We start from the raw sequence: 20,551 nt of genomic DNA, 5'->3' as shown, positions 1-20,551 counted from the left end.
CGGGGGCGAAGCATCCAAGGGGGGACGATGTCCATTCAAGAAAGCGCAAGAGGGGGCTCGGCTGCCGACCTCTTCCCGACCCACGTTCTCGGCCGGCCGGAGGTGCGCGAGCTGCCGCCCGCGCCCAAGAACATGCGCCGTCTCATCGGCCCCGGCCTCGTCGCGGCCGGCGTCGGCCTCTCGTCCGGCGAGTTCATCCTCTATCCCTACATCGCCAGTCAGGTCGGCATGGCCTTCGTCTGGGCCGCGCTTCTCGGCGTGATGACGCAGTTCTTCCTCAATATGGAGATCGAGCGCTACACGCTGGCCACCGGCGAGACCGTGCTCACCGGGTTCAGCCGCTTCTGGCGCCATTGGGGCCTGGTCTTCGCCATGCTCGCCTATTTCGCCAACCTGTGGCCGGGCTGGGCGACGAGCTCGGCGACGCTTCTCTCCTACATCGTCGGCGGCGAGCCGCGCTGGATCGCCATCGGCCTTCTCGCCGCGATCGGCCTCATCCTGACGTTGGCGCCCGTCGTCTACGTGATGCTGGAGCGCCTGCAGATCGTGAAGATCGCGGCGGTGGGCGTCCTCATCGTCATCGCCTCGATCTTCGTCATCACCGCCGACGACTGGGCGGCGCTGCCGCAGATCGCGACCACCGCGTCCATCCCCGTCGAGGAACTCGGCTTCGCGCTGCTTTTGGGCGCGCTCGCCTTTGCGGGCGCCGGCGGCGGCCAGAACCTCTGCCAGTCCAACTGGATCCGCGACAAGGGCTTCGGCATGGGCAGCTACGTGCCGCGCATCACCAGCGCGCTCACCGGCCAGCCGGAAGCGGCGCCCTCGACCGGCTACGTGTTCGAGACGACGCCCGAGAACATGGCGAAATGGCACCGCTGGTGGCGGTTCGCCAACTGGGAGCAGATGCTCACCTTCGTCCTCATCACCTTCATCACCATCACCTTCACCTCGCTCCTGGCCTATTCGACGGTCTTCGGCGAGGAGGGGCTCGCCAATTCCGTCGCCTTCGTCCAGCGCGAGGGACAGGTGCTGAGCGAACGGGTGGGCGGCTGGTTCGGTGCGCTGTTCTGGTTCATCGGCGCCTTCTCGCTCTTCGGCGCGGCCACCGGCATCGTCGATTATACGAGCCGCCTCGCCGCCGACGTGCTGCGCACGACCTACCTGAAATCCTATAACGAGAGCCGCCTCTACTTCGGGCTCGTCTGGGGTCTCGTCCTCGTCGGCATCCTCGTGATCCTCGCGGGCGTCACGCAGCCGCTGGTGCTCCTTGTCATCTCGGCCTGCGTCGGCGGCCTGATGATGTTCCTCTATTCGGGCCTCCTCGTCGTCCTGAACCGCAAGGTTCTGGCGCCGGCGATCCGGCCGGGCGCGTTCCGCGTCGGCATGCTCGTCTGGGCCTTCCTGCTCTTCGGCATCCTCTCGATCCTGACGATCGTCCAGCAGCTGCCCAAGCTCTGGGGCGCCGGCTGACGCCAGCACCGACAGGCGCTGAGCGGACGGCGGTCGCCGTCGCCCGCTCAGCGCCATGAGAGTTCGGCACGCCGCGATCCTTGGCCGAGACCGGTTTCGCCGAGGCCGCCGGGCGGAACGTCCGCCCGCCACGGCGCTTCCCCGTTCGACCGCGCCGCCTTCGGGCCGCGCCCCGCGAACTTTGAGGGAACCGCCGACATGACCAACTTTCCGCCCCAGCATCAGGACAACGATCCCGGCCTCGAGCACGAGATGGATCCGCGGCCCGACTACGCGCCGCGCTTTCCCGGCTCCGGCCGGTTGAAGGGCAAGACCGCCATCATCACCGGCGGCGATTCCGGCATCGGTCGCGCCACCGCCGTGTCCTTCGCGCGCGAAGGCGCCGACGTCGCGATCATGTATCTTGACGAGGACCGCGATGCCGAAGAGACGAAGGCGCTCGTCGAGAAGGAAGGGGCCAAGGCGCTGCTGATCCGCGGCGACGTGCGTTCCAAGGCCTTCTGCAGGGAGGCCGTCGAGAAAGCCGTGGCCGAGTTCGGCAAGCTCGACATCCTCGTCAACAATGCGGCCCACCAAGAGGAGAAGGAGGACCTTCGCGAGATCTCCGAAGAGCAGCTCGCCAAGACCTTCGAGACCAACATCTACGGCTATTTCTACATGACGCAGGCCGCGCTCGACCACCTGAAGCCGGGCGCCTCCATCGTCAACGTGACCTCGGTCAACTCCTACAAGGGCAACGACACGCTCATCGACTATTCCTCGACGAAAGGCGCCATCACCGCCTTCACCCGCTCGATGGCGCTCAACCTCATGGACAAGAAGATCCGCGTCAACGGCGTCGCCCCCGGCCCGATCTGGACGCCCTTCATCCCGATGACGATGGACGCCGAGACCGTGGCCAATTTCGGCAGCCAGGTGCCGATGAAGCGCGCGGGCCAGCCCAACGAGGTGGCGGCGGCGCTGCTCTTCCTCGCCTCCGACGACGCCTCCTACTTCTCGGGACAGGTCCTGCATCCCAATGGCGGGACGATCGTCGGCGCCTGACGCATCGCGCCTAGCGAGCGCGATCCCGCCGGGCCTTCGCGCGCCCGGCGGGATCGCAACGTTTTGTCAGCGGCTGAAATGCTTTATAGCGGCAGGCCCCTGACATGAAGGCATTGCCATGACGGCCCCGATGACGGCTCACCCGGCGGCGACGACGAAGACCGCGAGCCGGCCGGCACAAGCACAGGCCCATCGCCCCGACGAACTGCGTCTCGGCGAGATCGTGGACGGCACGGTCCTGCGGGCCTCGCTCGACGCGCTCGGCTCGCCCGAGGACGTCGGCACCGGTGCCGACGCCGAGGCGCGCTCGAAGGTTCTGGCCCTGCTCAAGGAGACGAATGCGCGCGGGCGTCTCGTCGCGCAGGAGATGCTGTTTGCCGATGGCGGCGGCCTGTCTTGCGCCGCGCGCATCTCGCATCTCCAGGACGAGCTGATCCGGGCGGTCTACGACTTCGCGCTCCACCACGTCTTCGGCTCGCCCAATCTCTCGTCGGGCGAGCGCATGAGCATCGTGGCGGTCGGCGGCTACGGCCGCGGCACGCTGGCGCCGGGCTCCGACATCGATCTCCTCTTCCTCCTGCCCTACAAGCAGACCGCGCTCGGCGAGCAGGTCGCCGAATATCTTCTCTATCTCCTCTGGGATCTCGGCCTGAAGGTCGGCCACGCCACGCGCTCCGTCGAGGAATGCGTGCGCCTGTCGGAGACCGACTTCACCATCCGCACCGCCATTCTCGAACGGCGCCTCGTCTGCGGCGACAAGGCCCTGTTCGACGAACTCGGCGCCCGCTTCGAGGCCGAGGTCGTGGAGGGGACGGGCCGCGAGTTCATCGCTGCCAAGCTCGCCGAGCGCGACGCCCGCCACCGCAAGAGCGGCGACACGCGCTATCTCGTCGAGCCCAACGTCAAGGAAGGGAAGGGGGGTCTGCGCGACCTTCACACCCTGTTCTGGATCGCCAAGGACCACTACCGTGTCGACACGCGCGAGGCGCTCGTCGCCAAGGGCGTCTTCTCGCGCCGCGAGGGCAAGATCTTCGAGAAGGCCGAGGATTTCCTCTGGGCGGTGCGCTGCCACATGCACTTTCTCACGGGCAAGCCGGAGGAGCGCCTCTCCTTCGACATCCAGCCCGAGATCGCCGCGCGGCTGGGCTACAACACCCATCCCGGCCTGACCGACGTCGAACGCTTCATGAAGCACTACTTCCTGATCGCCAAGGATGTCGGCGACCTCACCGGCATCTTCTGCGCGGCGCTGGAGGAGGAGAAGGCCAAGGATGCGCCGGGCCTGCGCAACTTCGTGCGCTCGCTGCGCCGGCGCGCCCGCTCGATCCCCGGCACGCTCGCCTTCCTCGTCGACAACGACCGGATCACGGTCGCCGACCGGCACGTCTTCGCCAGCGATCCCGTCAACATCCTGCGCATCTTCAAGCTCGCCGCCGTCCACAAGCTCGAATATCACCCGGACGCGCTGAAGCTCGTGCGCCGTTCGCTCCGGCTGATCGACGCCAACCTTCGCGCCAATCCGGAAGCCAACTCGCTCTTCCTCGACGTCCTCACCGACCGCACCGATCCCGAGCTGCACCTGCGCCGGATGAACGAGGCCGGGGTGCTCGGCCGCTTCATTCCCGAGTTCGGCAAGATCGTCTCGATGATGCAGTTCAACATGTATCACTCCTACACGGTGGACGAGCACCTCTTGCGCACCGTCGCCGAGATGTCGCGCCTCGAGCGCGGCGTCTCGGGCGAGGAGCTGCCCGTTTCGAGCGCCATCGTCCACACGGTGAAGGACCGCGTCGCCCTCTACGTGGCGCTGCTCCTCCACGACATCGCCAAGGGCCGGCCGGAGGACCATTCGATCGCCGGCGAGATCATCGCCTACGAGCTCTGCCCGCGCCTCGGGCTCGATGCTCGCGAGACCGCGCTCGTCGCCTGGCTGGTGCGCGACCACCTCGTCCTGTCGATGACCGCGCAGCAGCGCGACCTCACCGACCGCAAGACGATCCGCGACTTCGCCGAGCGGGTGCAGACCCTCGACCGCCTGAAGCTCCTGATGATCGTTACCGTCTGCGACATCCGGGCGGTGGGGCCCGGCGTCTGGAACGGCTGGAAGGGCCAGCTCATCCGCACCCTCTATGCCGAAACCGAGCTGGTGCTGACCGGCGGCTTCTCGGAGACCTCGCGGCTCGAGCGCACCGCCTTCGCCCGCCGCCAGCTCGCCGCCCATCTCGGCGCCTGGCCGGAGCGGGAGCGCACCGCCGCCGTCGACGGGCACTATCAGAACTACGTCCTCACCGTGCCGCTCGAGGAGCAGGTGCGCCACGCCGAGTTCGTGCGCGATGCCGGGCTCGAGGGGCGCAGCTTCGCCACCACCGCCCGCACCGACCGCTTCCGCGGCATCACCGAGATCACGGTCCTGGCGCCCGACCATCCGCGCCTTCTCTCGCTCATCGCCGGCGGCTGCGCGGCGGCCGGCGCCAACATCGCCGACGCGCAGATCTTCACGATGACCGACGGGCGCGCGCTCGACATCGTCACGATCAACCGCGAGTTCACGCAGGACGACGACGAGATGCGCCGGGCCGATCGCATCGCCCGCAACATCGAGGCGCTGATGAACGGCAAGGAGGCGATGCCCGCCATGCTGGCCCGCCGCCGCAGCCCCCGCGTCTCGCCCTCCTTCGCCTTCCGCCCGCGCATCGAGCTCGACAACAGCCTGTCGAACCAGCTCACCGTCATCGAGGTCGAGGGTCTCGACCGGCCGGGCCTTCTCGCCGACCTCACCGGCGCGATCTCCGACCTCAATCTCGATATCCGCTCGGCCCACATCTCGACCTATGGCGAGAAGGTGGTGGACGTGTTCTACGTCACCGATCTTCTCAACATGAAGATCGTCGGCGAGGGCCGGTCCGAGCGCATCCGCCGCCGCCTCCTCTCGGTCTTCGACAGCCCCGAGGGCGAAGTGTCCTCTCCCTCCGCCAAGCCCTCGCCGGTCGCCTTCGGATTCGTCAGTTGAGCCTTCTCAAGAAATTCGCCACCGTCGGCGGCGCGACCCTCATCAGCCGCGTCTTCGGCTTCACGCGCGAGATGATGATGGCCTCGGCGCTGGGCATCGGCCCGGTCGCCGACGCCTTCAACCTCGCCTTCCGCTTTCCCAACCTCTTCCGACGGCTCTTCGCCGAAGGCGCCTTCAACGCCGCGTTCATCCCCCTCTTCGCGCGCTCGCTGGAAGACGAGGGCGAGGAGGGCGCCCGGCGCTTCGCCGCCGAGATTTTCTCCACCCTCTTCACGGTGTTGGCCCTCGTCACCGTCGCGGCGATGATCTTCATGCCCGCGCTCGTGCGCACCATCATCGCGCCGGGCCTTGCCGTCTGCATCGACGACCCCGTGACGCTGGGTCACGCGCTCTCCTGCGAGGACCGCTTCGGCATCACCGTCGCCTTCTCGCGGATCATGTTCCCCTATCTCGCCTGCATGTCGATGATGGCGATGGTCTCCGGGATCCTCAACGCCTTCCGCCGCTTCTTCGCCGCCGCCGTGGCGCCGACGATCCTCAACTTCGCCCTCATCGGCATCCTCTCCTACGCCTGGTGGGCGCGCTCGACGCCGCAGACCATCGGCTTCCTCATGAGCTGGGGCGTGCTCTTTGCCGGCGTCGGACAGCTTCTTGTCGTCACGATCGCCATGCGCATGGCCGGCTTCTCGGTGGCGCTGCGCCGGCCCCGCTGGACCCCGAGCCTCAAGCGCCTGCTCGTGCTCGCCGGCCCCGCCGCCCTCATCGGCGGCATCACCCAGATCAACCTCTTCGTCGGCCAGGCCATCGCTTCCTACAAGCCCGGTGCCGTGTCGATCCTGACCTATGCCGACCGCCCCTACCAGCTGCCGCTCGGCATGGTCGGCGTCGCCATCGGCGTCGTGCTGCTGCCCGAGCTTGCCCGCGCCCTCAAGGCCGGCCGCATGGAAGAGGCCCAGCACACCCAGAACCGCTCGCTGGAATTCGCCCTCTTCCTGACCGTGCCCGCGGCCGTGGCGCTCTTCCTCATCCCCGAGCCGATCATCCGCCTCATCTACGAGCGCGGCGCCTTCGAGCCCGCCACCACCGCCAAGGTCGCCGCCGTCCTCGGCCTCTACGCCCTCGGCCTGCCCGCCTTCGTGCTCATCAAGGTGTTCTCGCCCGGCTACTTCGCCCGCGAGAACACCCGCACCCCGATGATCATCACCATGGTCTCGGCCGGCGCCAACACGCTGCTTAGCCTCGTGCTCTTCTGGTACTATGCCGAGCGCGGCATCGCCCTCGCCACCACGCTCGCCGGATGGCTCAACGCCTGGCTTCTCTTCGAGGGCCTGCGCCGCCAGGGTCTCTGGCACGTCGATCGCGCCCTCCTCAAGCGCTCCGCCCTCGTCGTCCTTTCCTCCGCCGCGATGGGCGCCGCGCTCCTCGCGATGATGCGCCTCCTCGCGCCCTTCCTCGACCCGCAGGCCTCCGTGCCCGAACAGGCCGGCGCCATCGTTCTCATGGTCGCCGCCGCGATGATCGTCTACTTCGCGCTCGCCTTCCTCACCGGCGCCGCCGACCGCAACCTCGTCGCCAAGCTGACGCGCCGCCGGGCGCGGGCGTGAGATGCGGGGGCGCTGCCCCCCGCGCCCCCGCCCGCAAGGGCGAGCCACCGGTCTCGCCCGTCCTAACGGACGGCCTGAGGCCCTTGGAACCCCTCTCGTGCTTCGGTCTCGGGGACGGGCCTTCGGCCCACCCCCGAGACTGACAAATGAAAAGGAGGGTCCGGGACTTCTGTCCCGGGCGGGGCTCGGGGCGGCAGCCCTGCCATCCCACCCGCACCGCGCTTGCCTGGCTGCCGACGCTCGGCCATAAGGCGCGACTTGACCGACGCCCTTCCAACCGGCGTCCTTTGGAGTTCGCGTTCGATGACCGCTTTCAAGCCGCTCGTGTTTTCCGGCGTCCAGCCCACCGGCAACCTGCATCTGGGAAACTATCTCGGTGCGATCCGGCGCTGGGTCGCCCTGCAGGCCGACCATCCCTGTCTGTTCTGCGTGGTGGATCTCCATGCCATCACGGTGTGGCAGGAGCCGGCCGATCTCGAACGGCAGATCCGCGAGGTCACGGCGGCGTTTCTGGCGAGCGGGATCGACGCCAAGAAGCACATCCTGTTCAACCAGAGCCGGGTGCCCGAGCATGCGGAACTCGCCTGGATCTTCAACTGCATCGCCCGGCTCGGCTGGATGAACCGCATGACGCAGTTCAAGGACAAGGCCGGCAAGGACCGCGAGAACGCCTCGCTCGGCCTTCTCGCCTATCCCAGCCTGATGGCCGCCGACATCCTCGCCTATCGCGCCACGCTCGTGCCGGTGGGCGAAGACCAGAAGCAGCATCTGGAGCTGACGCGCGACATCGCCGCCAAGTTCAACCATGACTTCGCCGACCGCATCCACGACAAGGGTCTCGGCGTGCCCATGACCTCGATTGGCGACAGGGAAAGCGACGACGATACGGCGCAGGGCTACTTTCCGCTCACCGAGCCTCTCATCGAGGGCCCGGCGACGCGCATCATGAGCCTGAAGGACGGCTCGAAGAAGATGTCGAAGTCGGACCCCTCCGATCTCTCGCGCATCAACCTCACCGACGATGCCGACACGATCTCGAAGAAGATCCGCAAGGCCAAGACCGATCCCGCCTCGCTGCCCTCCGAGCCCAAGGGCCTTGCCGGACGTCCGGAGGCCGACAATCTCGTCGGCATCTACGCCGCGCTCGCCGACCGCACCAAGGCCGAGATCCTCACCGAGTTCGGCGGCCGTCCCTTCTCCGAGTTCAAGCCCGTCCTCGCCGACCTCGCCGTGGAGAAGCTGAGCCCCATCGCCGACGAGATGCGCCGCATCCTCGCCGACCCCGCCGAAATCGACCGCACCCTGCGCGACGGCGCCGAGCGCGCCCGGGCCATCGCCTCGCAAACCCTATCCGACGTCAAATCCATCGTCGGCCTGCTCAACAACTGACGGGCGGGGGGTGATGCAGGGGCGCTGCCCCCGCACCCCCTCCAAGGGCTTGAGGCCCTTGGAACCCCTTCCGTTGTTTCAGTCATCGGGGAGGGCCGCTGGCGCTCCCCGATGACTGACGAAAGAAAGCGGGGGTCCGGGGGTGTCAGCCCTCGGGAGGGGACCGGGGCGGCAGCCCCGCAACTCACCGCCGCCCGCTTGCCGACACGGGCCGGCGCTGCCATGGTCCGGCCATGGTATCGAAGCGATTGGGACGCGAGGCCGGTGGGCGTCGCAAATTTCTGGCGGTGATCGACGAGACGCCCGAATGCGGGCGTGCGGCCGCCTATGCGGCGCGGCGCGCGAAGGCGAGCGGCGGCGCGGCGGTGTTTCTCTATGTCATCGACGGTGCGGACTTCCAGCATTGGCTGGGGGTCGAGAAGATCATGCGGGCCGAGGCGACGGAGCTGGCGGAGACGCGGCTGTCGCGGGTGACGGACGAGATCCGGCAGGACGTGGGGCTGGAGCCCGAGACGATCGTGCGCGAGGGCAAGACGGTGGACGAGATCCGGGGGCTCATCGAGGCCGATCGCGAGATCGCCATTCTCGTGCTGGCGGCGAGCGATTCGACGGAAGGGCCGGGGCCTCTGGTTTCGGCGGTAGCGGGCTCGGGCTCGGCCTTCCCGATTCCGGTGACGATCGTGCCGGCGACGCTCAGCGACGAGGACATCGAGAGCCTCTGCTGACGGCGCGGTGCAGGTGAGGGAGGCGGTCATGAGCGTGCTGCGGATCGTCGCCAATCTGGCGGTACCCGATCCCCGCGCCGCGAGCGCCTTCTACGAGCGCCTGTTCGGCCTGTCGGTGCGGATGGACCATGGATGGATCGTGTCGCTCGGCAACGCGGCGTCGGCGCCGGTGCAACTGGCCTTCGCCAGCGAGGGCGGCGCGGGAACGCCGGTTCCCGCCCTGTCGATCGAAGTGGACGACGTCGACGCGGTCCACGCGGCGGCACGCGCGGCGGGTGACGAGATCGTTTATCCGCTGACGGACGAGCCTTGGGGCGTGCGCCGCTTCCATCTTCGCGATCCCACGGGCGTGATCGTCAACGTCCTGTCACATCGGGGCTGAGAAGGGCCGGCGGGGCCGGCCCTCGATACCGGGCTCAGGGTGCGGACGGGCCGCTCCAGGCTTCGAGCGCGTCGATCTTCATCCGGCGCTGCTCGGCCGCGGGCAGCTTGTAGTCGCCCTTGTAGGGCGAGGATTCGAACGAGCCGTAGGTCGGGTTGGCGATGGCGATCCAGTCGCGGCCCCAGTGCGGCGCGGCCTCGTCGAAGGCGGCTTGGCGCTCCGTGAGCGTGCCCTTGTAGCTGTCGGTGAAGTCGCCGAGATTGTCGCCGACGAGCATGAGGATGCGGTAATCCTTGGCGATGAAGAAGCGGCGGGTGCTTTTGGCGGAGGTCCAGTCCGGCTGCTCCTTGGCCGAGAGGAACGTGTCGACATTGCCGCCGCCGGCAAAGCCGAGCGCAGTCATCAGCTCGACGGTCGGCGCCTCCTCCTCCTTCGTACGGTTGGTGACGTAGAAGACCTTCACGCCCTTCGAGGCCGCATATTGGGTGAAGTCGACGGCGCCGGGAATGGCGGTGTCGACCTTGGCCTTGACGTATTGCGTCCAGGTCTCCGCCGAAAAGCTCTTGTCGGCCTTCAGCGCCCAGGCCTGATAGCGCGAGGTGTTGAGGAGCGTGTCGTCGACGTCGAGCACGACGGCGGGGGGCAGATCCTCGAAGTCGCCGGTCTGCTCCTTCGGCGCGGCGGTCCGCGCGGTGTCGGCGAGGGCCTCGTCGAGGCGGATCCTCGCCAGCGCGAAGGCGCCGACGAAGCCGGCCTGCGCCTCCACCGATGTCTGGTCCCAGAGCACGGCGTTGAGATTGTCGTTCGGCGCGGGCGCGTCCTGCGCCAGCGCGCCCATCGGGACAAGCGCAGTGAGCAGCGCGATGGCGAGGCGCGAAGCCCGGAGTTCCAGGGAGCGCGGGAGGCGAGTCATGACGGGCGGTCTCCTTCGTCGGAAGGCTCCATGAAGGGCAGGCGGTGACGGATCGTCAAGGCGCGTCGGCCTGTCGGACATGCTGCTTCGCTTGCGGCGCAGGTGCCGGGCGCTTATCTGATAGGGACAAGATTTCCGCCGCCTTCGCCTAAGGACGCGCCATGTTCATCCAGACCGAATCCACACCCAATCCGCAGACCCTCAAGTTCCTGCCCGGACGCGTGGTCCTGGAAAACGGCACCGCCGAGTTCCTCGACCGGACCGACGCGGAGGCGCGCTCCAAGCTGGCGGCGCGGCTGATGGCGATCGAGGGCGTCACCGCCGTCTTCTTCGGCTACGACTTCGTCACCGTGACGAAGGACGAGACGGCGTGGCAGCATCTGAAGCCCGCCATCCTCGCCGGCCTGATGGAGCATTTTCTGTCGAACGAGCCGGTGATGGCGGCCCATGCCGGCACGGGCGCCGAGGTGTCGGATTCCGGCGAGGAGTTCTTCGACGCCGGCGACGAGGGCCTCGTCATCACGATCAAGGAACTCTTGGAGACGCGCGTTCGCCCGGCGGTGGCGCAGGACGGCGGCGACATCACCTTCCGCGGCTTCCGCGACGGCGTGGTGTTTCTCAACATGCGCGGCTCCTGCGCGGGCTGCCCCTCGTCCACCGCGACCCTGAAGCACGGGATCGAGAACCTGCTGCGCCACTTCGTGCCGGAGGTCGAGGCGGTGGAAGCCATGGAGGCCGCCTGAGCCCGGCTCGATGGTGACGGACCCGGGCGGTCTGCTGCTGGCGATCGACACGTCGAACGAGCGCTGCTCTGCGGCAGTCCTCGACATGGCGACCGGCGCGCTTCTCGCCAAGGCCGATCCGCTGATCGGCAAGGGCCATGCCGAACTGCTGATGGACGTGATCGCGACGGTGCTGCGATCGGCCGAGGCGACGTGGTCCGATCTGACCAAGCTGGCGATCGGCATCGGGCCGGGCTCGTTCACCGGCATTCGCGTCGCGGTGGCGACGGCGCGCGGTCTCGAGATCTCGCTGGGCATTCCCAGCGTCGGCGTCACCACGCTGGAGGCGCAGGCCGAGCCGCATCGCGGCGACGGCCGGCCCGTGCTGGCCGTCCATGATGCGCGGCGCGGCGAGGTCTATGCCGCACTCTTCGCCTCGGACGGCCGGGAACTGGCACCGCCCGAAGCGATGAAGCCCGATCGCCTCCCGGAATTCTGCGCCGCGTTCGGGATCGATCCGGCCGGGCTCGGCGTGGTCGGCACCGGCGCGGTGATCGCGGCAAACGTTCTGCCCGGCAGCCTCATCATGGCGGATGACGGCGAGACCTCGGCCCCGATTGAGGCCATCGCACGGATCGGGCGCCTGCGCGAACCCGGTGCGCTGCCGCTGCCGCTTTACCTGCGCGGTGCCGACGCGAAGCACCAAGTTCCCGCCGGCCTTCGCGCCGTGGTGGCGTCTGCCGGCCCGGTCTGAGGTTTCGCCCGCCGACATCGCCGGTTAAGGAACGGGCGCGATAGTGTCACCCGTGCCGGCTCGTCGAGCCGGTCCGTCCTCGGGGGAGGTGGAAGACATGTACTGGTATCTGCCTTTGGCCTGGACGCTGTCCTTCTGGGACGGGCTGATGACGCCGGCGGGCTTCACGGTGATGCCGCTCGGCATCGACGATCTCGACGACGCCGCCGAGCTCCATAGCGACGCCTTCGCGCAGTCCTGGTCGGGCGACGAGTTCGCCTCGCTGATGGCGCAGGGCGGCACGTTCGGCTTCGCCGTGCGGCGCGAGGGGCAGGCAAAACCCATCGGCGCGGTGCTGGCACGCCTCACCGTCGACGAGGCCGAGATCCTGACGATCGTCGTGGACCGCACGGCCCGCGGCAAGGGCATCGGCCGGCTGCTGATGGACAACGTGCTGCAATATCTCCACGCCGAGCGTGCCGCCTCGCTCTTCCTCGAGGTCGAGGAGACGAACGCGCCGGCGCTCGCCCTCTACCGCCGCCTGCGCTTTGAGGAGGTCGGTCGCAGACCCGCCTATTACGCCGCGCGCGACGGCAGCCGCACCAGCGCTCTCATCCTGAAGCGCACCCTTGGCGCCGACTGAGACGCCGGCCACCCCGAACTCTGGTTCCGTTCCACCCATGGGGCGTGACGTGGTGGCGATGGGGCGCATCGGCTGGGCCGCTCTCGTGCTCGTCATGATGACGCTCGTGCTCTGGCCGCTTCAGGCGCTGTCGATGCGCCGCGACTGGCCGCTCGCCCGGCGCCTGCCGCATCTCTGGCACCGGATCGCGCTGCGGGCCGTGGGCCTGCGCGTGACGCTGCGCGGCAGCCCGGCGGCGGGGCGCCCGCTGCTGCTGGCCGCCAACCACCAGTCCTGGGCCGACATCGTGGCGCTGGGCTCGGTGATGCCGCTCTCGTTCATCGCCAAGTCCGACGTGCGCGACTGGCCGGGCTTCGGCCTGCTGGCGCGCCTGCAGCGCACCGTCTTCGTCGAGCGCGAGGCGCGTGGGCGCACGGCCGCGCAGGCCGACGAGATCGGCGAGCGTCTGGCGGCGGGCGATGCGATGGTGCTCTTCGCCGAGGGCACGACCTCCGACGGCAACCGCGTCCTGCCGTTCAAGACGGCGCTCTTCGGCGCGGCGCAGGCCTCGCTGAAGCGCTCGGGCGTCGAGGCCGTGTTCGTGCAGCCGGTGTCGATCGCCTATACCCGCGTCAACGGCATGCCGATGGGCTGCTATGGCCGCCCGCTCGCCGCCTGGCCGGGCGACGTGACGCTGATGCCGCATCTTAAGAGCTTCCTGCGCGAGGGCGCGGTCGACGTCGAGATCGCCTTCGGCGAGCCCATCCGCTTCGAGGCGTCGAGCGACCGCAAGGCGGTGGCGCGCCGCTGCGAGGCGGCCTGCGCCGCGATGCTCGGCCACAGCCTTCGCCACCCGCTCTGAGCGGCGGTTTCTCGAGCCCTGCGCGCCCTTGGCGGGCCGGGGCGGCGGGGCCTTCGCCAAAACGTCGCTTGCGTCGCCCGCGTGCCGGGTCGATATAGAAGGACGAGGCAGGCGCTGGCGGACCCGATCGCCGGGTGCCCTTTGGCCTCATGGAACGAGATCCGGGTCGCCCCGGTCGATGCGCCCCGCGCCGGACGACAGCCGCCCGGCGGGCACCCGCGAAGGATGCATGAGCGAGACTTTGGACGACAACGGCACGGCGGAGCGCAAGGTCTTCATCAAGACCTACGGCTGCCAGATGAACGTCTACGATTCGCAGCGCATGAGCGACGCGCTTCGGGGGGACGGCTACCGCGAGACCGACGTGATCGAGGACGCCGACCTCGTGCTCCTCAACACCTGCCACATCCGCGAGAAGGCCGCCGAGAAGATCTATTCCGAGCTCGGCCGCATCCGCGTGCTCAAGGCCGAGAACGCCGCCAAGGGCCGCACGATGCAGGTCGGTGTCACCGGCTGCGTGGCGCAGGCGGAAGGCGCCGAGATCATCGCCCGCGCGCCCGTCGTCGATCTCGTGATCGGCCCGCAGACCTATCACCGCCTGCCCGACGCCCTGAAGCGCGCGGCGAGGGGCGAGCGTGTGGTCGAGACCGATTACGCGGTGGAGGACAAGTTCGAGCACCTGCCGAACCCGAACGAGCGCCAGATCCGCGCCCGCGGCGTCACCGCCTTCCTCACCGTGCAGGAGGGCTGCGACAAGTTCTGCACCTTCTGCGTCGTGCCCTACACACGCGGCGCCGAGGTCTCTCGGCCGCGCGCGGCGATCCTCGACGAGGCGCGGCGTCTGGCCGCTGCCGGTGTTCGCGAGGTGACGCTGCTCGGGCAGAACGTCAACGCCTGGGAGCACACGGACGACGCAGGCCGGCGCCACGGCCTCGGCTCGCTCTTGCGCGATCTCGCCGAAATTCCAGGCCTTGCCCGGCTGCGCTACACCACCTCGCATCCGCGCGACATGGGCGACGACCTCATCGAGGCGCATCGCGACCTTCGCGCGCTCATGCCCTACCTGCACCTGCCCGTTCAGTCGGGCTCGGACGCGATCCTCAAGGCGATGAACCGGCGCCATAAGGCCTCCGATTATCACCGCCTCGTCGCGCGCATCCGGCAGGCCCGGCCCGACATCGCCCTGTCGGGCGACTTCATCGTCGGCTTTCCCGGCGAGAGCGATGCCGATTTCGAGGCGACGCTTCGTCTCGTGCGCGAGGTCGGCTACGCCGCCGCCTACACGTTCAAATATTCGCCCCGTCCCGGCACGCCCGGCGCCTCGATGGACGGGCACGTGGCGGAGGCGGTGAAGACCGAGCGGCTGGAGCGCCTGCAGGCTCTGATCCGCGAGCAACAGGTCGCCTTCCAGTCGGGCTTCGTCGGGCAGGACAGCGACGTCCTCATCGAGAAGCCCGGCCGTCACGCCAACCAGATGATCGGCCGCTCGCCCTACCTCCTGCCGGTGGTGATTCCGGCATCGGCCGGACGGGTGGGCGATATCGTCACGGTGCGAATCGGCGACACGCGCCCCAATTCTCTCATGGCCGTCGGCGCCGAGCCGTCAGACAATCTCCCGCCCCGTTCGCGCGCCGTGCGCTTCGAGACGGCGACCCTTGCAAGGAAGATCGCATGAAGGCAGTGCGCGGCATGTCTCCAGCCTCCGGCGCCTCCGACATGGCCCATATCGTGCTGACTTTCGACGACAACCGGCTCGCCGGTGCGCTGTTCGGCCAGTTCGACGAGCATCTCGCGCTCATCGAGCAGAAGCTGCATGTCGACGCGCGGGCGCGCGGCAACAATGTCGAATTGCGGGGCGACCCGACGGCCTCCGAACAGGCGCGGCGCACGCTCGACATCCTCTACGAGCGCCTGCAGGGCGGTCACGAGATTCAGCGCTCCGACGTCGAGGGCGCGATCCGCATGGCCGTGGCGCAGGACGATCAGCTCGTGCTGCCGACGCTGGAGAAGAAGGGGCGCATGTCGCTCGCCCACATCTCCACGCGCAAGAAGACGATCCATGCGCGCACGCCGACGCAGGACGCCTATATGCGCGCCATGGAGCGCGCCGAGCTCGTCTTCGGCGTTGGCCCGGCCGGCACCGGCAAGACCTATCTCGCCGTCGCCCACGCCGCGCAGCTTCTCGAGCGCGGCCAGGTCGAGCGCATTATCCTGTCGCGTCCCGCCGTCGAGGCGGGCGAGCGGCTCGGCTTCCTGCCCGGCGACATGAAGGATAAGGTCGATCCCTATCTGCGCCCGCTCTACGACGCGCTCTACGACATGATGCCGGCCGAGAAGGTGGAGCGGGCCATCGCCGCCGGCGCCATCGAGATCGCGCCGCTCGCCTTCATGCGCGGGCGCACGCTGACCAACGCCGCCGTCATTCTCGACGAGGCGCAGAACACCACGACGATGCAGATGAAGATGTTCCTGACGCGCCTGGGCGAGAACGCCCGCATGGTGGTGACGGGCGACCCCTCGCAGATCGATCTGCCGCCGGGCCACACGTCCGGCCTCGTCGAGGCGCTGCGCGTGCTCGAAGGCGTCTCCAGCATCGTCTCGGTGCGCTTCGAAGCCAAGGACGTGGTGCGCCACCGCCTCGTGCAGTCGATCGTCGAGGCCTACGAGTCCGACGCCACCGATCAGCGCGCCAAGCCGGTGAGCCGCCGGCCATGAGCGCGAACCGGCGAGCCCCGAAGCGATGAGCGACGGGCGATCTAGTCTCGAGGGCAGGGCAGCCGAGGCCGCGTCCGGCCTCGACATCCTCCTCGGCGTCGAGGACGAGGGCTGGGCACAGCTTCTCGGCAGCGACCCCGCGCCGCTGGTGCACGAGGCGATCTCCTGCGTGCTCGTCCGGCTCGGGTTCGGCGTTGGCCTCGCGAGCGAGGTCTCGGTGACGCTTGCCGACGATGCGGGCGTCCAGGTCCTCAACCGCGAATGGCGCGGCAAGGACAAGCCGACGAACATCCTGTCCTTTCCGATGATGGCGCTGCGGCCGGGCGACCGGCCGGGGCCGCTTCTCGGCGATCTCATCCTGGCGCGCGAGACCTGCGCCCGCGAGGCCGGCGACGAGGGCAAAGCCCCGGCCGACCATTTCCGTCATCTCCTCGTTCATGGCACGCTGCATCTTCTGGGTTACGACCACGAGAGCGACGAAGAGGCCGACGCCATGGAGGCACTCGAAATCGAGATCCTCGCAGGCCTCGGCATCGACGACCCCTATGCGGACGACGAAGACGACGATGACGACGACGACCTTTCAGAACCCAACCGGCAACAGGTGACGCGATGAGCATGAACGGCAATGGCGACGAGGCGGGGCTCGGTGAGCGCGGCGCCTCCGAAACCACGGCGGATGCCCGAAGTCGTCGGCGCGCGACGGCGGAGGAGCCCGGCTTCTTCGAGTCCCTCGTCGCCTTCCTGAAGCCGCGGGTGCCGACCTCGCTTCGCGAGGAGTTCGTCGAGGCGCTCGACGGCGAGGGCACCGGCTTCACCGCCAACGAGCGGCTGATGCTGACCAACATCCTCGAATTGCACGACGTGCGCGTCGAGGATGTGATGGTGCCGCGCACCGAGATCGAGGCGATTTCGATCACCGCGACGCTCGCCGAGCTGATGGAGCGTTTCGAGGAGAGCGGTCACTCCCGCATGCCGGTCTACGGCGAAGGGCTCGACGATCTCCTCGGCATGGTCCACATCCGCGACATGGTGGGCCACATCACCCGCGCCGCCCTCTGCTTCGGCCACGAGGACGGGCGCGAGGAGGCGCCGGTGCGCTCCGGGCTGGATCTCGGCCGCGTCGATCTCACCCACACGATTTCCGATCTCGGCCTGCTGCGCCAGACCCTCTTCGTGCCGCCCTCCATGCACGCGGCCGAACTGATGGCCCGCATGCAGTCGACCCATATCCAGATGGCGCTGGTCATCGACGAGTATGGCGGCACCGACGGCCTCGTCTCGCTCGAGGACATTCTCGAAATGGTGGTCGGCGACATCGAGGACGAGCACGACGACGAGGAGATCCTCGTCACCTCGGCCGGAGACGGTGTCTACTACGCCGATGCGAGAGCCGATCTCGACGAGGTGCAGGAGGTCGTCGGCGCGGATTTCGACGTGCGCATCCATGAGGAGGAGGCCGATACGATCGGCGGTCTCGTGGTCAACGCGCTCGGCCGCGTGCCCGAGACGGGCGAGGTGGTCGAAGCCGTGCCGGGCTTCGAGATCGAGGTGCTCGACGCCGATCCGCGCCGCGTCAAACGCCTGCGCATCGTGCGCTTTCCCGAGGGCTCGGCGAGCCGGCTTCCGGGCTGAGGGCGGCACTTCGTTCTCGGTGACGGATTGCCGGGGGATCCGGCCTCGCGAAAGCTCGCGATCTTAAACAGGCCGATGATCCCGCGGGCAGGGCGCGAGCGCGCCCGTGCCCGGCGCGGAGCGCGGCACGGAGGCGATGGATCGAGCGATGGGACTGGAGCGGCTGGCCGGACGGATCATGCTTCTGGCGGGCTGGCGCCGCGCGCTCGTCGCCTTCGGAGCCGGCCTCCTCGCGACCTTCGCGCTCGCGCCGTACAACCTGCCAGCCGTCGGCTTCGTCTCGTTTCCGCTCCTCGTCTGGCTGATCGACGGGGCGAGCGGCGATCCCGGACATGGCTGGATCCGCCGCCTTGCACCGGCCTTCCGGGTCGGCTGGTGCTTCGGCTTCGGCTACTTCATCGGCGGCCTCTGGTGGCTGGGCGCGGCGTTGCTCGTCGATGGCGACGCCTTTCTCTGGGCCCTGCCGCTTGCCGTCCTCGCCCTGCCGGCCATCCTCGCCGTCTATCATGGCCTCGCAGCCAGTGCCGCGCGCCTTCTCTGGAGCGACGGCCCGCTGCGCATTCTGGCGCTTGCCGCCTCTTTCGCCGGTTTCGAATGGCTGCGCGGCATCCTCTTCACCGGCTTTTCCTGGAACGAGATCGGCGCGATGGTGGCGCTCGTGCCGCTTCTCATGGGCTCGCTCGCCGCGGTCGGCCTGCACGGGCTGACGCTGGGCGCCGTCTTCGTCTTTGCGCTGCCGGCGATCGTCGCCGGCGCCCGGCGCGGACGCGCCGGCGTCCTCGCGCTCGGCGTCGTGCTGGCATGCGCCCATGTCGGCTACGGGGCATGGCGTCTGGCGGTCGCGCCGCAGGGCAGCGTTCAGGGCATCGCCCTCAGCATCGTGCAGCCCAATATCCTTCAGTCGCAGAAGTGGGACGAGGCGGAATCCGAGCGCATCTTCTCGCGCCTACTGACGCTCAGCGCCCCGCCGTCCGGCACGTTCGCGCCCAAGGTGGTGCCGCAGGACGACGTGTCGCCCGACGCGGCCGAGGCCGGGGAGCCGGCCGCGACCCCGGATGCCGTTCCCGCTCCGGAGCCGATCGTACGCCGCCTCGTGGTCTGGCCCGAATCCGCCTTCCCCTTCGTCCTGACGGAGCGCCCGGATGCGGTGGCCCGGCTGGCCGAGACGCTGGCGCCGAACGACACGCTGCTGGCCGGCGCCATGCGCGTCGAGGCCTCCGGCGGCGAGCCGCGCTTCTACAATTCGCTTTACGTGATCGGCGAGGACGGGGCGGTCGAGGCCGCCGGCGACAAGCTGCATCTCGTGCCCTTCGGCGAGTATCTGCCGTTCCAGCCGCTTCTCGAAAGCTGGGGGATCACCCAGTTGACCGAACTGCCCGGCGGTTTCTCGCCCGGCGCCGTGCGCCGGCCCTTGCGCGCCGGGGAGGGCGGCCCGCGCTTCCTGCCGCTGATCTGCTACGAGATCATCTTCCAGGACGAGATCGACGTGCCCGCCGATGAGCGCCCCGAATTCATCCTCAACGTCACGAACGACGCCTGGTACGGGATGACGCCGGGGCCCTATCAGCACCTGCGGCAGGCCGAACTCACGGCCGTCGCATTCGGCCTACCGCTGGTGCGTGCGGCCAACACCGGCATCTCCGCCGTGACCGACAGCGCGGGGCGTCCGGTGGCGGGCCTTCGCCTCGGCGAGACCGGGACCGTCGAGGCCGCGCTGCCGCTGGCGGGTGCTCCGACCCTCTTCTCGCAATACCGCAACCTGCCCTTCGCCATCCTCCTTCTGGCTTCGATCCTCGCCTCGGGTGCGGCTGCTGCATCCTTTTCGCGCAGAGATTGATTGACGTCCCTCAAGGGCCCGCCTACCGACTTGTCTGAATGAATTAGGATGACATGCGTGCGGCCCTTGGGCAGGCTCGCATGGTGTTCGCGATCGAGGCACCGCCGCGAGGGGTGTCGCAGATCCGGGACGGGGCGGCGGGACGCAGCGAATGGTCGACAACAAGAAGAAGCCGAACCCCGTCGACATCCATGTCGGGGCGAGGGTCCGTCTTCGCCGCACCATGATCAGCATGAGCCAGGAAAAGCTTGGCGAGCATCTCGGCATCACCTTCCAGCAGATCCAGAAGTACGAAAAGGGCACGAACCGGATCGGCGCCAGCCGTCTGCAGAAGATCTGCGAGGTCATGGGCGTGCCCGTGTCGTTCTTCTTCGAGGGCATTTCCGAGGCGACGCCGGGGACGGCTGGGGGCTTCAACGAGCCGTCCAGCGAATACGTCACGGATTTCATGTCGTCGGCCGAGAGCGTCCAGCTCAATCGGGCTTTCACGCGGATCCAGGACCCCAAGGTGCGCCGGCGCATCGTCGATCTCGTACGCTCCCTCGCCGATGCCGAAATCGAGGGCCTGAAGGACGCCCCGGTCGACAAGGAGGCCTGAGGCACGGGGTCTTCAGGCCCGGAGCCGGCCCGTGCACTGCAATTTCTTCTTGCGCGGTGCGGCATCCCATCCTAACCCCCAACGGACCCGCTCGCCTCGTAGGGGCGATCGCGCATGATCCGCGCCCGGACCGGTGGGACCGGGCATCACTCTCATCGGACGCCGAGTGGCGGGACGGGACGAGACCACGGCGATGGCACGCAGCGACTATCACTTCACCTCCGAGAGCGTTTCCGAAGGCCACCCTGACAAGGTGTGCGACCGGATTTCCGACGAGATCGTCGATCTCC

The 20,551-nt window shown here is 68.6% G+C and carries 19 protein-coding genes; 18 read left to right on the top strand and 1 reads right to left on the bottom strand.

Translation table 11 applies throughout. The annotated features are described in order from the left end of the window. Positions 1-27 precede the first annotated feature (27 nt). The 7 genes from AUL33_RS13070 to AUL33_RS13040 all read left to right on the top strand — a co-directional run bounded on the left by AUL33_RS13070 (position 28) and on the right by AUL33_RS13040 (position 9,624). Positions 28-1,470 (top strand): Nramp family divalent metal transporter, encoded by a 1,443-nt coding sequence (locus tag AUL33_RS13070; protein WP_062208655.1) that lies wholly within the window; start codon positions 28-30, stop codon positions 1,468-1,470. A gap of 198 nt (positions 1,471-1,668) precedes the next feature. After that, positions 1,669-2,514, top strand: coding sequence for an SDR family oxidoreductase (locus AUL33_RS13065; protein WP_062208653.1), 846 nt, complete (start codon positions 1,669-1,671; stop codon positions 2,512-2,514). Positions 2,515-2,632: 118 nt separating this feature from the next. Beyond that, positions 2,633-5,524, top strand: a complete 2,892-nt coding sequence (locus tag AUL33_RS13060; protein WP_244492207.1) for a [protein-PII] uridylyltransferase — start codon at positions 2,633-2,635, stop codon at positions 5,522-5,524. Further along, on the top strand, positions 5,521-7,128 hold the full coding sequence (murJ, locus tag AUL33_RS13055) for a murein biosynthesis integral membrane protein MurJ (protein WP_062208652.1): 1,608 nt from the start codon (positions 5,521-5,523) through the stop codon (positions 7,126-7,128). Before AUL33_RS13060 ends, murJ begins: the two co-directional genes overlap by 4 nt. A gap of 303 nt (positions 7,129-7,431) precedes the next feature. Continuing rightward, positions 7,432-8,517, top strand: coding sequence for a tryptophan--tRNA ligase (gene trpS / locus AUL33_RS13050; protein ID WP_062208650.1), 1,086 nt, complete (start codon positions 7,432-7,434; stop codon positions 8,515-8,517). A gap of 233 nt (positions 8,518-8,750) precedes the next feature. Further along, positions 8,751-9,242 (top strand): universal stress protein, encoded by a 492-nt coding sequence (locus AUL33_RS13045; RefSeq protein WP_062208648.1) that lies wholly within the window; start codon positions 8,751-8,753, stop codon positions 9,240-9,242. A 28-nt stretch (positions 9,243-9,270) separates the two neighbouring features. Further along, positions 9,271-9,624: a VOC family protein gene (locus AUL33_RS13040; RefSeq protein WP_062208646.1), complete on the top strand. Its 354-nt coding sequence runs from the start codon at positions 9,271-9,273 to the stop codon at positions 9,622-9,624. A 34-nt stretch (positions 9,625-9,658) separates the two neighbouring features. Here the strand turns inward: AUL33_RS13040 and AUL33_RS13035 are convergent, their stop codons facing one another. Beyond that, positions 9,659-10,537 (bottom strand): 5'-nucleotidase, lipoprotein e(P4) family, encoded by an 879-nt coding sequence (locus AUL33_RS13035; RefSeq protein WP_244492206.1) that lies wholly within the window; start codon positions 10,535-10,537, stop codon positions 9,659-9,661. Positions 10,538-10,698: 161 nt separating this feature from the next. On the opposite strand from AUL33_RS13035, the gene AUL33_RS13030 reads away from it, so the two are divergent. From AUL33_RS13030 to AUL33_RS21660, 11 genes are all read left to right on the top strand, one after another. Then, positions 10,699-11,280, top strand: a complete 582-nt coding sequence (locus tag AUL33_RS13030; RefSeq protein ID WP_062208645.1) for a NifU family protein — start codon at positions 10,699-10,701, stop codon at positions 11,278-11,280. 10 nt (positions 11,281-11,290) lie between these two features. Next, positions 11,291-12,013, top strand: a complete 723-nt coding sequence (gene tsaB, locus AUL33_RS13025; RefSeq protein WP_062208643.1) for a tRNA (adenosine(37)-N6)-threonylcarbamoyltransferase complex dimerization subunit type 1 TsaB — start codon at positions 11,291-11,293, stop codon at positions 12,011-12,013. Between the two features lie 97 nt (positions 12,014-12,110). Beyond that, positions 12,111-12,635 (top strand): GNAT family N-acetyltransferase, encoded by a 525-nt coding sequence (locus AUL33_RS13020; RefSeq protein WP_082652572.1) that lies wholly within the window; start codon positions 12,111-12,113, stop codon positions 12,633-12,635. Positions 12,636-12,684: 49 nt separating this feature from the next. Beyond that, on the top strand, positions 12,685-13,476 hold the full coding sequence (locus tag AUL33_RS13015) for a lysophospholipid acyltransferase family protein (RefSeq protein WP_374754434.1): 792 nt from the start codon (positions 12,685-12,687) through the stop codon (positions 13,474-13,476). A 229-nt stretch (positions 13,477-13,705) separates the two neighbouring features. Further along, positions 13,706-15,151: a tRNA (N6-isopentenyl adenosine(37)-C2)-methylthiotransferase MiaB gene (miaB, locus tag AUL33_RS13010; RefSeq protein ID WP_062209023.1), complete on the top strand. Its 1,446-nt coding sequence runs from the start codon at positions 13,706-13,708 to the stop codon at positions 15,149-15,151. After that, positions 15,148-16,191: a PhoH family protein gene (locus AUL33_RS13005; protein ID WP_062208641.1), complete on the top strand. Its 1,044-nt coding sequence runs from the start codon at positions 15,148-15,150 to the stop codon at positions 16,189-16,191. The genes miaB and AUL33_RS13005 overlap by 4 nt, the downstream gene beginning before the upstream one ends. Before the next feature lie 25 nt (positions 16,192-16,216). Further along, positions 16,217-16,807, top strand: coding sequence for an rRNA maturation RNase YbeY (gene ybeY, locus AUL33_RS13000; protein WP_082652570.1), 591 nt, complete (start codon positions 16,217-16,219; stop codon positions 16,805-16,807). Next, on the top strand, positions 16,804-17,826 hold the full coding sequence (locus AUL33_RS12995) for a hemolysin family protein (protein ID WP_062208639.1): 1,023 nt from the start codon (positions 16,804-16,806) through the stop codon (positions 17,824-17,826). The genes ybeY and AUL33_RS12995 overlap by 4 nt, the downstream gene beginning before the upstream one ends. Positions 17,827-17,962: 136 nt before the next feature. After that, positions 17,963-19,663, top strand: a complete 1,701-nt coding sequence (gene lnt / locus AUL33_RS12990; RefSeq protein ID WP_062209021.1) for an apolipoprotein N-acyltransferase — start codon at positions 17,963-17,965, stop codon at positions 19,661-19,663. 151 nt (positions 19,664-19,814) lie between these two features. Continuing rightward, positions 19,815-20,261, top strand: coding sequence for a helix-turn-helix domain-containing protein (locus tag AUL33_RS12985; RefSeq protein WP_062208637.1), 447 nt, complete (start codon positions 19,815-19,817; stop codon positions 20,259-20,261). Between the two features lie 166 nt (positions 20,262-20,427). After that, positions 20,428-20,551, top strand: a 124-nt coding sequence (locus tag AUL33_RS21660; RefSeq protein ID WP_374754433.1) for an S-adenosylmethionine synthetase N-terminal domain-containing protein, incomplete at its 3' end; no start/stop codon positions are given.

The organism is Aureimonas sp. AU12 (assembly GCF_001463705.1).
Classification (GTDB): domain Bacteria; phylum Pseudomonadota; class Alphaproteobacteria; order Rhizobiales; family Rhizobiaceae; genus Aureimonas.
The sequence above is the reverse complement of the archived record's forward strand: the minus strand, read 5'-3'. Positions and strand labels throughout refer to the sequence as shown.

What these genes read in the sequence shown, in the direction of transcription:
- AUL33_RS13070 (WP_062208655.1), top strand. Translation starts at nt 28, where the DNA reads ATGTCCATTCAAGAAAGCGCAAGAGGGGGCTCGGCTGCCGACCTCTTC.
- AUL33_RS13065 (WP_062208653.1), top strand. Translation starts at nt 1,669, where the DNA reads ATGACCAACTTTCCGCCCCAGCATCAGGACAACGATCCCGGCCTCGAG.
- AUL33_RS13060 (WP_244492207.1), top strand. Translation starts at nt 2,633, where the DNA reads ATGACGGCCCCGATGACGGCTCACCCGGCGGCGACGACGAAGACCGCG.
- trpS (WP_062208650.1), top strand. Translation starts at nt 7,432, where the DNA reads ATGACCGCTTTCAAGCCGCTCGTGTTTTCCGGCGTCCAGCCCACCGGC.
- AUL33_RS13045 (WP_062208648.1), top strand. Translation starts at nt 8,751, where the DNA reads ATGGTATCGAAGCGATTGGGACGCGAGGCCGGTGGGCGTCGCAAATTT.
- AUL33_RS13040 (WP_062208646.1), top strand. Translation starts at nt 9,271, where the DNA reads ATGAGCGTGCTGCGGATCGTCGCCAATCTGGCGGTACCCGATCCCCGC.
- AUL33_RS13035 (WP_244492206.1), bottom strand. Translation starts at nt 10,537, where the DNA reads ATGACTCGCCTCCCGCGCTCCCTGGAACTCCGGGCTTCGCGCCTCGCC.
- AUL33_RS13030 (WP_062208645.1), top strand. Translation starts at nt 10,699, where the DNA reads ATGTTCATCCAGACCGAATCCACACCCAATCCGCAGACCCTCAAGTTC.
- tsaB (WP_062208643.1), top strand. Translation starts at nt 11,291, where the DNA reads ATGGTGACGGACCCGGGCGGTCTGCTGCTGGCGATCGACACGTCGAAC.
- AUL33_RS13020 (WP_082652572.1), top strand. Translation starts at nt 12,111, where the DNA reads ATGTACTGGTATCTGCCTTTGGCCTGGACGCTGTCCTTCTGGGACGGG.
- miaB (WP_062209023.1), top strand. Translation starts at nt 13,706, where the DNA reads ATGAGCGAGACTTTGGACGACAACGGCACGGCGGAGCGCAAGGTCTTC.
- AUL33_RS13005 (WP_062208641.1), top strand. Translation starts at nt 15,148, where the DNA reads ATGAAGGCAGTGCGCGGCATGTCTCCAGCCTCCGGCGCCTCCGACATG.
- ybeY (WP_082652570.1), top strand. Translation starts at nt 16,217, where the DNA reads ATGAGCGACGGGCGATCTAGTCTCGAGGGCAGGGCAGCCGAGGCCGCG.
- AUL33_RS12995 (WP_062208639.1), top strand. Translation starts at nt 16,804, where the DNA reads ATGAGCATGAACGGCAATGGCGACGAGGCGGGGCTCGGTGAGCGCGGC.
- lnt (WP_062209021.1), top strand. Translation starts at nt 17,963, where the DNA reads ATGGATCGAGCGATGGGACTGGAGCGGCTGGCCGGACGGATCATGCTT.
- AUL33_RS12985 (WP_062208637.1), top strand. Translation starts at nt 19,815, where the DNA reads ATGGTCGACAACAAGAAGAAGCCGAACCCCGTCGACATCCATGTCGGG.